This is a genomic window from Archangium violaceum (assembly GCF_016859125.1).
Taxonomy (GTDB): domain Bacteria; phylum Myxococcota; class Myxococcia; order Myxococcales; family Myxococcaceae; genus Archangium; species Archangium violaceum_A.
The window spans coordinates 4,749,472-4,761,785 of record NZ_CP069338.1 but is presented as its reverse complement, the minus strand read 5'-3'; the positions used below and the strand labels follow the sequence as shown (position 1 = coordinate 4,761,785).

9 protein-coding genes are annotated in these 12,314 nt (G+C 69.7%); 7 read left to right on the top strand and 2 right to left on the bottom strand.

Translation table 11 applies throughout. The features are described from left to right. Positions 1-196 precede the first annotated feature (196 nt). The 4 genes from JQX13_RS20495 to JQX13_RS20480 are packed head-to-tail and all read left to right on the top strand — an operon-like array spanning position 197 to position 6,542. Entirely contained in the window at positions 197-2,014 is a 1,818-nt protein-coding gene (locus JQX13_RS20495; RefSeq protein ID WP_203410636.1) for a cytochrome c3 family protein, read from the top strand. Between the two features lie 30 nt (positions 2,015-2,044). After that, positions 2,045-3,205 (top strand): FIST signal transduction protein, encoded by a 1,161-nt coding sequence (locus tag JQX13_RS20490; RefSeq protein ID WP_203410635.1) that lies wholly within the window; start codon positions 2,045-2,047, stop codon positions 3,203-3,205. A gap of 3 nt (positions 3,206-3,208) precedes the next feature. Then, positions 3,209-6,139, top strand: a complete 2,931-nt coding sequence (locus tag JQX13_RS20485; RefSeq protein ID WP_203410634.1) for a response regulator — start codon at positions 3,209-3,211, stop codon at positions 6,137-6,139. Then, positions 6,132-6,542, top strand: coding sequence for a response regulator (locus JQX13_RS20480; RefSeq protein ID WP_203410633.1), 411 nt, complete (start codon positions 6,132-6,134; stop codon positions 6,540-6,542). Before JQX13_RS20485 ends, JQX13_RS20480 begins: the two co-directional genes overlap by 8 nt. Here the strand turns inward: JQX13_RS20480 and JQX13_RS20475 are convergent. After that, positions 6,539-7,228, bottom strand: a complete 690-nt coding sequence (locus tag JQX13_RS20475) for a response regulator transcription factor (protein WP_203410632.1) — start codon at positions 7,226-7,228, stop codon at positions 6,539-6,541. The two genes, JQX13_RS20480 and JQX13_RS20475, sit on opposite strands and share 4 nt — an antisense overlap. 174 nt (positions 7,229-7,402) lie before the next feature. Beyond that, positions 7,403-7,699, bottom strand: coding sequence for a hypothetical protein (locus tag JQX13_RS20470; protein ID WP_203410631.1), 297 nt, complete (start codon positions 7,697-7,699; stop codon positions 7,403-7,405). Between the two features lie 190 nt (positions 7,700-7,889). On the opposite strand from JQX13_RS20470, the gene JQX13_RS20465 reads away from it, so the two are divergent. The 3 genes from JQX13_RS20465 (at position 7,890) to JQX13_RS20455 (ending at position 12,253) form a co-directional block, all read left to right on the top strand. Continuing rightward, positions 7,890-9,878 (top strand): serine/threonine-protein kinase, encoded by a 1,989-nt coding sequence (locus tag JQX13_RS20465; protein ID WP_203410630.1) that lies wholly within the window; start codon positions 7,890-7,892, stop codon positions 9,876-9,878. A gap of 106 nt (positions 9,879-9,984) precedes the next feature. Beyond that, positions 9,985-10,914: a DUF2381 family protein gene (locus JQX13_RS20460; protein WP_203410629.1), complete on the top strand. Its 930-nt coding sequence runs from the start codon at positions 9,985-9,987 to the stop codon at positions 10,912-10,914. Between the two features lie 184 nt (positions 10,915-11,098). Continuing rightward, positions 11,099-12,253, top strand: coding sequence for a serine/threonine protein kinase (locus tag JQX13_RS20455; RefSeq protein WP_203410628.1), 1,155 nt, complete (start codon positions 11,099-11,101; stop codon positions 12,251-12,253). Positions 12,254-12,314 lie beyond the last annotated feature (61 nt).

Here is a 12,314-nt window from a genome sequence, read left to right as displayed (position 1 = left end):
TTCTTCTAGATATTGAATTCCAGGTGCAGTCCCTCTATTCTGTCGTTGCTCGAATCAACCAGCAGCCCTGGTGATGGGGAAACGGTTGACGAACCAGCGGCTCCAACCTGGCAGGTAGGGCTGGAGAACACTGGCGAGAACCAGCGGGGCCGGGTGAAACACCGCCCACCGCCCAACCACAGAAGGAGGGGCCGCCATGAGCGGGAAGGAAGCACTCTGCGTGCCGTCGCACTCGTCTGTCCGCACCCCGGGCCGTCTGACCCGCGTGTGGCTCGCGACGCTGGCCCTGCTGGGAGCGGGTTGCTCGGAGCAGCTCGAGGCGGTGGAGAGCCAGGCGCCCACCTCGCTCGCGCAGAGCCTGTCGGACGCCGCGGCCTCGCGCCCCTGCCCCCAGCCCGAGCCGGTGGGACTGGCGCTCGAGGTGGAGGATGGTGCGGGCGTTCCCCTCAAGGTGCGCGCCGGGCAGACCTTCTTCATCAACCAGTTGGATCTGCGCGCCACGGTGACGGCGACCCGGGACGAGGGCGTGGACGGCCTGCGCAAGGCGGGTGACTTCAAGCACCTGCCCTGGCAGGGCGTGACGCTGGCGGACGAGGAGCCCGTGCTCCTGGCCAACGGCAACGGCACCTACACCCGCCGCCGCTTCTACCGCGACGCGAAGTGGATGGAGCAGCCCAGCGTCTTCACCGTGCAGCCGGTGGACGCCCGCGGCCGCGCCACCGGCCGGACCATCTCCCTGCACATCGGCAAGGACGACAAGCGCAGGTCCAACGACGACTTCTTCATCCGCCGGCTGCGCGCCATCCAGTGGACCCGCGACTGCCGCTCCGTCACGGACTGCAAGAGCGCGAGGAACTACGAGGAGGAGGCGCTCGTCGAGGTGCGCAACGCCCGCGCCGGCGCCACCCGGTTCACCCTGTCGCCCAACACCCGCGCCCTGCGCCTGCGCTGGTCGCTGCGCCCCCACGCCGACTACACCATCCCCGTGGAGCAGGTGGAGGAGACCTCCTACGACTACGGCTTCTCCATCGACGTCCAGGCGCTCACCCCGCCGCGCGCCGACGGCACCTACGCGCCCGGCACGGCCATCACCTTCCAGCTCTCGCTGCGCGACGGAGCAGGCAAGCGCCTCCATCCCCGGGGGAGCCTGCCCTCGTACAACGAGGTCGTTTTCGGGCAGAATGAGCCGGGCATCCAGTACTACAACGCCTTCTTCGACCCGACCACCACGTACTACCGCCGCAAGCACCGTGAGCGCATGCTGATGACGCAGATCATCGGGCCCGCCCAGCGCATCCAGCCCATCCGCAGCATCGTGGACATGGACGCGTTCCTGGGCCCCGATGACGTGCAGACCATCGGCACGCTCGAGCGCGACGGTGTCTTCGCCCAGTTCCAGACCTTCCCGCCCGCCAACAAGCTCTTCGGCGGCGCCTTCTTCCCGGAGGAGGGGCGCTGGGACGCGCCGGTGAGCGACACGTGGACGTACACGCTGCCGGAGAACGCCGAGCCCGGCACCTACCTGGTGACGGTGAAGGGCCGCCGCGTCTTCCTGGGCGAGGACGTGCCCGCCAGCCGCACCGTGGAAATCCAGGTGGGCACCCCCGAGCACACCGAGGCGCGGCTCACCACCGGCAAGTGCAGCACCTGCCACAACGAGGGCGGCGAGCTGTCCACCGTGCTGCACGCCAATGACAACCGCGCCGCGTGCGCCGGCTGCCACGCCCCGCTCGGCTTCGAGCTGGAAGGCCCCATCGTCGTGCGCGCCCACTTCATCCACGCGCGCTCGGACCGCTTCGACGCGCCCAAGGCGAAGTGCTCCAGCTGCCACCTGACGCCGGAGAGCGTGCAGCGCACCAGCAAGGCCGCCTGCCTCTCGTGCCACACGAGCTACCCCAAGTCCCACGTGGAGAAGTTCGGCCCCATCGAGAGCATGTACGTGGGCGGTGGGCGCGAGTCCTTCCAGCAGTGCACCGGCGCCTGCCACAAAACCCACCCGGGCAGCGGCCTCTAGCGCCGCTTCCCGCTACCCCGGAGGTCCTCCTTGGCTCGAGTGAAGATGCAGACGGTCCGTACCACCAGGGCGGACCCCATCGCGGCCGCGGAGGAGCTCGTCGGACAGCTGGAGGGAGCGGCCCCCCGGCTCGTCACCCTCTTCGCCTCGCGCGAGAGGGATCAGCTCGCGCTCAACCGCGCCGTGCGCGAGCGGCTGCCCCCGGGCACGCGCCTGGTGGGCGCCACCACCGCCGGCGAGCTGGACAACCAGGGCATCCACTCCGGCAGCGTGGTGCTCGGCGCGCTCTCCGGTGACTTCGAGGTGGGCCTGGGCCTGGGCACCGGCCTGTCCCTGGACGCCGTGGGCGCCGGCGCCTCCGCCATCAAGCGCGCCGCGCAGGACCTGGGCGTGCGCCAGTCGGACATCGAGCCGCGCCAGTTCGTGGGCCTCGTGATCGACGACGGCTTCCGCTACAAGAAGGAGGAGCTGCTGCTCGGCATCCTCGAGAAGAACCAGACGCTGGTGCTGGTGGGCGGTGGCGCCGCCGACCACGAGCAGGATCCGGCGAAGCAGTCCGCCCTCATCCACGTGGACGGCGAGGTGACCACCGACGCGGTGGTGGTGGCCCTCTTCAAGACGAGCGCCCCCTGGGGTGCCCTCCGCTCGCACTGGTACCAGGCCACCGGCGAGCGCCTCACCATCACCCGCGTCGACGAGAGCGCCACCCGCGCCCTGGAAATCGATGGCAAGCCGGCCGCCGCGCGCTACGCGGAGATGCTGGGCGTGTCGGAGGAAGACCTCGAGTTCGGCAAGCCCCGCGGCTTCGCCGTCCACCCCACCGCCCTCAAGGTGGGCCGCGAGTACTTCATCCGCGCCCCGTGGAAGCCCCTGCCCGATGGCTCCATCCTCTTCGCCAACCTCCTGGAGGAGGGCACCGAGCTGGAGCTCATGAAGATGGGCGACATGGCCGGCATGACGCGCCACTTCTTCCAGGAGGAGCTGCCCCGCCGCGTCCCCAACCCCCAGGCCGCCCTGCTTTTCCATTGCAGTGGGCGCATGTGGTACGCCGGCTCCACGGGAACCGTCGCTCAGCTGGCGGACACCTTGCGCCACGCCCCCACGGCGGCTGGAATGAACGTGCACTTCGAGATCTACTCGGGGTTCCACATCAATACGACGCTGACGGTCCTGGCGTTCGGGGGAAACTGACGGATGGGTACTCCGGCTCCTGCGGTGTCGGGTAACGAAACGCCCCGGCTGCTCCTGGTGGCGGGCGAGGCGGAGAGCACGCACGTGCTGGAGGTGTTGCGGCGCGCGGACCTGCGGGTGTCCGCCGAGCGCGTGTCCACCCCGGACGAGCTGCGGGCGGCGCTGGAGAAGCCGTGGGACCTGGCCCTGTGTGGCTCGGAGCTGCCGGAGCTGGGCTTCCGCGAGGTGGCCGCCCGGCTGCGCGAGCGCGCGAGCCCCCTGCCCTTCGTCGTGCTCACGGCGAAGTGGGACGAGGCGGAGATGCTCGCGGCCATGGAGGAGGCCGGCGCCAGCAGCTACCTGGACCAGGAGCGGCTGACCACGCTCGTGCCCGTCGTGCGCCGCGAGCTCAAGCGCATCATCGAGCGCCGCCAGCACCAGGAGGCCGAGAAGCAGCAGGAGCGCTCGCGCTGGCTGCTCGAGCGCATCGTCGACAGCCTGCCCTTCGTCCTCTTCGCCAAGGACGCCGAGGAGCGCCGGCTGCGCGTGGTCAACAAGACGTTCGCCGACGCGTTCGGGGTCACCAAGGAGTGGCTGCTCGGCAAGCTGGACCACGACTACTTCCCCGCGGAGCAGGCCGACTCCTTCGTGGCCATCGACACGGAGATCCTCGAGACGAAGAAGCTCAAGCGCTTCGAGGAGGTGGCGCGCACGGGCGGGGTGGACCGCATCTACGCCACGCGCAAGCTGCCGCTGCTGGATGACGCCGGCGAGGCCCGCTACGTGCTGGGCATCACCGAGGACATCACCGAGCGCAAGGCGGCCGAGGAGGCCCTGCGCAAGTCCAAGGCCGAGCTGGAGGAGGCCAACAAGCGCCTGGCGGAGAACCTGGAGGAGCTCAAGAAGAGCCGCGCCGTGTCCGCGCGCACGCTGGCCAGCTACCAGCAGCGCGCGCTGCAGATGGAGATCATCCGCCAGCAGAACGAGGACCTGGACCGGCTGGCCACGGAGCTGGCCATGGCCAAGCGCAACGAGGAGGACCGCGCGCGCGAGGCGGAGGCCGCCGCCCGGCTCAAGAGCGAGTTCCTGGCCAACTTCAGCCATGAAATCCGCACCCCGCTCAACGGCATCATCGGCTACTGCGATCTGCTGATGCGCGAGGAGGGCAGCCGGCTCACCGCCCACGGCCGGCGCGACCTCAACGTGGTGAAGAAGAACGCGCAGACGCTGCTCGCGCTCATCAACGACATCCTCGACCTGTCGAAAATCGAAGCGGGCCGGATGGAAATCGTGGTGGAGCGGGTGGACATGCAGGAGCTGGCCGAGGAGTGCACGGCCACGGTGAAGGAGTACCTCAAGGGCAAGGACGTCGAGCTGCGCACGGACATCCACGAGCGCACGGCGTACGTGCGCACGGACGCGCTGAAGCTGCGGCAGATTCTCCTCAACCTGCTGTCCAACGCGGTCAAGTTCACCGAGTCCGGCGAGGTGTCGCTCACCGTGCGCCCGGAGGGCAACGAGGCCGTCTTCATCATCGAGGACACGGGCATCGGCATCCCGCCCGAGCAGCTCAGCGTCATCTTCGAGAAGTTCCGCCAGGTGGATGGCTCCTCCACGCGCAAGGTGGGCGGCACCGGGCTGGGGCTCGCCATCGTCAAGGAGCTGAGCAAGGTGCTGGGCGGCGGGGTGGAGGTGCAGAGCACCCTGGGCCGCGGCACCACCTTCACGGTGCGGCTGGCCGGCGTCCTCGAGGGCGACGCGCTGGGCGGCTCGCGCGAGCTGGACAGGCCGGTGTCCCCGCGGGACGTGGGCGCGGCGCTCGCCCCCATCGTGCAGGGCGGCACCGTGCTGGTGGTGGATGATGATCCGCTCGTGCAGCACCTGGTGGCCGGGCAGCTGGGGCCCGCGGGCTTCATCGTGGTGACGGCCACGGATGGGCTGGACGCGCTCAGGAAGGCGCGGGAGCTGCGCCCGCACGCCATCGTGCTGGACATCCACCTGCCGCGCCTGGACGGCTGGAGCGTGCTGTCCACCCTCAAGAGCGAGCCGGACCTGGCGCGCATCCCCGTCATCATCATCTCCGTGGAGGAGCAGCGGGCGCGTGGCTTCTCGCTGGGCGCGTGTGAGTACCTCGTCAAGCCCATCGAGCCCGAGCACCTGGTGGACGTGGTGCGCCGCAGCATCGGCACCGCCACCGGCGCGGGCGAGGTGCTGGTGGTGGATGACGACGCCTCCACGCGCGAGCTCGTCAGCCGCTCGCTGCGCCGCGCGGGCTTCTCCACCAGCGAGGCCCACAGCGGCGAGGACGCCCTCCTCAAGGCACGCGTCTCCCCGCCCACGCTCGTGGTGCTGGACCTGATGATGCCCAACCTGGACGGCTTCGAGGTGCTGCGCCGCCTGCGCGCCGAGAAGCTCAACGTCCCGGTGGTGGTGCTCACGGGCAAGACGCTCACCGCCGAGGATCAAGCCCTGCTCCGCGACGGCTTCGCCGGCTTCGTCCAGAAGGGCGGCCACGCGCTGGAGGACGTCATCGGCCAGGCCAAGGGCCTGCTGCTCAAGCAGAGCGCCCAGCGCGCCGGCCGCCTGCCACGCATCCTCTACATCGAGGACAACCCCCAGAACCGAGACATCGTCCGCCGCTACCTCGGCGGCCTCTTCGAGGTGCTGGAGGCCGAGGACGGAGAGCACGGGGTGGAGCGCGCCTCGCGCGAGGTGCCGGACCTCATCCTGATGGACCTGTCCCTGCCCCGCCTGGACGGATGGGAGGCCACCCGGCGCCTGCGCCAGCTCCCCGCCGCGGCCAACATCCCGGTCATCGCCGTCACCGCCCACGCCGGACGCGAGTACCAGGAGAAGGCCACGGCCGCCGGCTGCGACGCCTACCTCACCAAGCCGTTGGATCGCGAGACGTTGCTCGAGACCATCCGCAAGCACCTGGGGCGTGGCAATGGATGACACCGCGCCCCCCGAGGGACCGGCCCCCAGGGCCCTCGTCCTCGTGGTGGACGATGATCCGGCTCAACTGGAGCTCGTCCGCCGCACCCTCGCGCCGCACTTCGAGGTGCAGACGCACCGCTCCGCCCTGGGTGTCTCCAACCTGGTGCGCAACGTGGAGCCGGACCTGGTGCTGCTGGACGTGAACTTCCCCGCGCTCAAGGGGGACCAGGTCGTGAGCCTCGCCCGCCGCTACGCCCCCCAGCGCACGAAGTTCATCCTCTACTCGGCCTCGGACGAGGCGCGGCTGCGCTCGCTGGCGCGGGCCTCCGGCGCGGACGGCTACCTCTCCAAGAGCGTCCAGGGCGCCGAGCTCATCCAGAAGCTCACGGCCTTCCGTGAGCGGAGCCGCGGCACTCCCTAGGGCTGTGGGTGTGCGTCCGGGGTGCTGGAGAGCCCGGACTGGAATCCCAGCATCGCCATCTCCACGCGGTTCTGCACCCCCAGCTTGCGATAGAGATTGGAGACGTGCGCCTTCACCGTGCGCTCGGTGATGCCGAGCCGGGCGGAGATCTGCAGGTTGTCCGCGCCGATCGCCACCAGGCTCAGCACCTCGCGCTCACGCAGGGTGAGCCGATCCAACGGCGAGGCGCGCTCGCTCGCCTCCTGGGCGACCTGCATCGGACTCACGAACTCCGACGGAACGACCCACTCGCCCCGGGCCACCTGCTCCACGGCGGCCACCAATTCGGCGCAGCTCACGTTGAGCTTGCTGACGAAGCCAGCGACTCCCGCCTGGAAGCAGCGCTCCATCTGCGCGGGCTCCCGCTGACCCGAGAGGATGAGCACGCGGGTTCGCGGAGACCGCTCCCTCAGCAGCGCCACCAGGCGCAGGCCGTCGTCCACTTCCGCGCTGCCCATGCGCTCGAGCCGTAGATCCACCACGGCCACATCCAGAGCCGACTCCTGGAGCTGCGCCAGGAAGCCCTCCACATCGGGGCTCTGGACGGCCACCTCATGACCCGCGCTCGCGAAGAGAGCAGCCAGGCTCTCACGGAAGAGCTGTTGGTCGTCCAGGATGCCAATCCGGATTCGCGGTCCCGTCTGCATGTGGCTCTCCGTACCCTTCCCAGGTCCCTATCCTGCCCGGCGGAGCCCACCCCATGGGGGCGGAGCCCACTCCGTCTGGGCGAACTATATCCATCCGGGGTGCAATGGCAGGGAGACTCATCCGGTCAGGTGTCAACCAGCAGGCATTCGGCGCGTTCTGGCTGGACACTTGCCTCACTGGCTCAGGGACAGGGAAGCAGGCAGGCGTATTCGCACACGGCCGATCTGCGCCACGAACACCCGGCGGTTTTCGGGCTGCAGGTGAAAGCGGACGCAGCAGCCCGCGACATACATCCGCAGGCCATCCCCGTCCGGCTGGGCCACTTCGCGCCAGAGGGGATCCTGCGGCGGCAGGTACTCGGCGGCCTCCGCGATGGTCTGGAGCTGCTCCTGCAGGGAGGACCGCACGTGGACGGGCAACTCCTCCAACAGGGGATTCAAGGGCGCATCGATATGTATGGAGAATGACATCGTGCATCCACGATTCGCAGCGCACCCCGATGTGAAAACTGTACTCGCGGCCGACATGGCCCTGGCCGCCTGGAGTGTTCGCACAACCTGACGGACGAGCATCCACACCGTGGACGGTTGAAGCGACGAACAGTGGACCCGACTGCATCAGTGGGTCATGTTACCCTGCCTCACCTCGGAGGTTGAGCACATGAACGGGGTCGAGGCCGAGCGGTCCACGAGGACATGGCTGAAGGTACAACGGCGCATGCTGTGGAGGCGGGCCGTCACGGAGCCCCTGGAGCCACAATTGCCCCTGCCCGGGACGCGAGTGGGCGGGCTGCACCTGGAGGCGAGGCTGGGCGGTGGCAGTCAGGGCACGGTGTACCGGGCCAGGAGTCCGAGCGGGAAGGCGTACGCGGTGAAGTTCATCCACCTGCCTCGCGCGGCGGCCTGGGCGTGGCGGGAGTTGGAGGTGCTGCTGCGGTTGCGGCGCATCGGCTGGGTGGCGATGCGGGGACATGGCGAGTGGCCGGAGAAGGCGCCGCGCTTCGTGTACCTCGTCATGGAGTACGTCCAGGGGCGGGCGCTGCACGCGTGGGCGAAGCGGCACAACCCGTCGGCCCGGCGGGTGGCGGAGCTGGTGCGGGCACTGGCGCGGCAACTCGCGGCCGTGCACCGGGCGCGCGTGGTGCACCGCGACGTGAAGTGCGCCAACGTGGTGGTGCGCGAGGCGGACGGGCAGCCGGTGCTGGTGGACTTCGGCGTGGGCACCTTCCCCGGAGCGCACCAGGTGACGGGCCCCCTGCTGCCGGGCACCGCGCCCTACCGCAGCCCCGAGGCGGAGGGCTTCAAGCGAAGGCGCCGCGAGGGCGAGCGTTACGAGGCGAGCGCCCGGGACGATCTGTGGGCACTCGGGGTGCTGCTCTACTGGCTGCTGACGGGCACCTTCCCCTTCCAGGTGGAGGAGACGGGCGACGCGCACGCGGACGCCTGGGCGCTGGGAGAGGCCATCCTGCACCAGCGGCCCGAATCACCCCGGGTGCGCAACCCGCGCGTGCCCCAGGCGCTCGCGGCCGTGTGCCTGCGCATGCTGGAGAAGGCACCCGAGGCGCGCTACCCGGACGCCCGGGCGGTGGACGCCGCGTTGGAGGAGGCCCTGGCGCGAGCGGACGCGACGTGGGACGTGCCACTGTGTGAGGCGTGGGGCCCGGACACCGCCACCACGGCGGCCGAGGGGGAGTTGGAGGACGAGGACGAAGAAGCACGGTGGCGGCGACTGGAGGCGTACGAGCGGCGCCACCCACGTCGCGGCGAGCCCACCTCGCACGCCGAGGAGCCCGCCACGCCGGCACCGCCCACGGTGGCCGCGCCAGCAAGCGAAGCAGAGGCCCCGGCCGTCTCCGCGCCCCCACGCGCTCGAGGCACCTCCCGGTGGTGGGTGGGCGCGGGCGTCGCGTTGGTTCTGGTCCTCGGGCTGGCGATGCTCGGGCTCGCCCCTCATCGCTCGACCTCTCCGGTGACCTCCGCCCGTCCCATGCCCGAGGTGGGACCCGCCCCCAGCCAGGAAGTGGCGCCCGGGAGGAAGCGGCCGGAAGGTGACGGAGGCGCAGCGCCTCGAGAGGCGGCAACCCCTGCGCCCGTCGCCCGTGCGACGCCCCCCAAGGACACGCACGTGAAGACCTCACGGAAGACGTCCCAGAAGGAATCGAGCACCCCGGCCGGCAAGGCGGGAGCGCTCCTGACCTGCACCGCCCTCGCCGCCGGATGCGCCGGTCCCACCACCGCACAGGTGCGGCCCACGCCCGCCCCCGCCGAGTGCCCGCCCGACGCGGCGCGGACCATGAAGGAGTTGGAGCTCGAGGCGCCGGGCCATGACTGGTCCGGGATCGTTTCGATTCCCGGGAGCGAGCCGATCACCACCGTGCGCCCGGGCCCGGCCACGCTGGTTCTGGACGAGAACTGGGGAAAGCTGCCGATCGGCACGTTCTTCTCCGGGGAGATCCTCTTCGGGGAGAAGGAGGTGTTCGGCCGCTTCACCCGGGCCCACACGCCCGACGGTCACACGTACTCCGTCTGCACGGTGGTGACGCGGGGAGGGTCAACCACGAGTTGGGGGATGATGCGGCCCGGGAGCGAGCCGGACACCGCCATCGTCAGAGGCAGCGCGTTCCTCTACCCGGTGAAGCGCTTCGAGTAGGACACGAGCGGCGAACGGGCCGGACAGCGGATACCGAGGGAGGAAGCCGGGGACCTACGTCGGAGGTCCTTGCTACTCTGGGTCACTCCGGAGGTTATCCCCCCCCATGACCGCCCCGCTCGTCACGCCCCTGCTGCTCGCGTTTCTCACCGCAACGCCCATCACCGGCCAACCCGCGACTGAAGAGCGGGACGGGGTGGGCGTACGCCACCTGGAGCTGACAGCCGAGGGCACGGGGCAGAACCACGCGGTGCGCATCAGCCCCCACCGCACCACCACCTTCGTGCTCCATACGCCCCTGCAACGCGACGGGGTGTCGGTGGAGGAGCGCGAGCACTTCCTCTCTGTGACAGTGGACGAGGCCGTCGGAGTGGTAACGCTCCTCCCCTCGAGTTCGCTGCCACCGGGCAGGGAGCTGTTGCTGACGATGCGCTTCGCGGACGGCGCGGCGCCCGAAGGGGCCACCGTCCGGCTGGTGGTGCACCCCCTCCAGGCCGAGCAGCAGGTGGACGTGTCCCGTCGGCCCCGCTCCGGCGAAGCGTGCGAGCAGGCGGTCCAGCGGGAACGCGAGCGGGCCGAACGGTGCGAGGTGGAACTGGCGCGCACCCAGGCGGAGGGGAGGCCTCCCGAGGGCCTCGTGGACCTGTTCGCCGCCGGGCTGGTGGGTAGAGGCCATGGGCTCGCGGTGCGGGACATCACGGAGGACCTCACCCAACACCCCAGCGAAGTCCTCGCGGTGCGGCAGGCCTGGAGCTACCGCGCCCACCGGGGAAAGCGGGTGGTGGTGGAGTTGTATGTGAACAACACGGGCACCCAGGCCTGGACGGCGGAGGGAGCGCGGCTGGTGGGCCCGGAGGGCGTCCGGCCGCGGGTGCTCCGCGTGTGGCAGCCCGGGCCGCTTTCCCCCCAGGCACAGGACCGCGTGGTCGTGGAGGCGGAGGCCACCTCCGAGCAGGCGCGGGGCCCCTTCCTGCTCGAAGTGAGTGCGGCGGACGGCACGGGAATCCTCACCGTGCGCGGAGTGAACTTCCCGTAAACACAGCCGTTTCCCCGGTGATGCCTGTTGTGCTGGGACAGGTAACCCCTGGTCAACCTCCCAGGTCATTCACATCGGGTTTATCTCTGCGGTAAGGTCCCCATCAACATCGCGTCATTCCGGATGTCTTCACCCGACGCATTTTCACCTGTGCGCGTTCGCCGCCAGGGGAGGAGTCTGTTCAATGTCTATCTACGACAGGTATTACTCCCGGTTCCGCAAGCCTTCCATCCTGTTCTCCCACGGGAATACCGACTACGTGGTGCTCCAGAGGCTGGTCCTGGGCCCTGGCGAGCGGACGGTGTACCTGTGCCTGCCTCGCACCGGGTTCAAGGAGGCCCCGTTGGTGGAGATCGCGACGTTGGAGCCCGATGCCTCGCTGTCGAGCCACAGGCGCATGAAGGAGGAGGCGGAGCTGTACATGCGGATGTCCCATCCGGGCATTCCCCGCTTCCATGGCATGTTCAAGCGGAACGGCTACAGGTATCTCGTCACGGATTACGTGTCCGGCTTCAGCCTGAACATGGCCGGTCACTACGGCTGCATGCGCCAGCAGCTGATGTCCGAGTCCTTCATCGTCTACGTGGCCCTGGGGCTGGCCGACATCCTGTCCCACGTGCATACCCTCACGGACGCGGAGGGCAGGCCCCTGGGCGTCATCCACCGCAGCATCGATCCCTATAGCGTCCTCCTGAGACATGACGGTCAGGTGATGCTGACGAAGTTCGTGTCGGCGTACTCACGGCTGATCGGCCGCGAGTCGACCAACCCGTACATCCTCCGGGGAGAGGTCGACTTCGCCGCTCCGGAGTACCTGTATCCTCCCAACGTGTATGTGGTGGTGGATGCCCGCGCCGATCTCTTCTCGTTGGGCCTCGTGCTCGTGGAGATGGCCACCGGCCTGCAGCTCTATGCCACGGACGAGCTGGAGCAGGCCGCCGCGCTGCTGCCCCCGGGCTTCCCCATGAACGAGCTCAGCGAGGAGTGGTTGGCGGAGGTGGAGTGCTGGACGTCGGTGGAGGATCTGTCCCGCCGTGCCGCGGTCGTTCGTCCCGAGTACGTCGAGCAGATGACGCAAAACGTGTCCGAGCCCCTGCGGTCCATCTTCCGCAAGCTGCTGCGTCGCGATCCCTCGGAGCGCTACGCCACCGCCGCCGAGCTGAAGGCCGACCTGGAAGAGTGTGTCAGGCAGTGGGGCAAGCCCTACGGCCCGAAGGAGGCCATGGCGGAGCTGCTGGAGGCCAGGGACGGCGCGGAGCGGTACGGCCCGCCCGAGTTCCGCGCCTCCGACGATGACGAGCGCACGGCGGGTGAGCTGTACTGCGAGGTGAAGCAATAGTCCATTGTCGGGAAAACGCGCGCCGTGCTGGCACGAAGGCGTGCGCCGTGGCTAGCTGCCG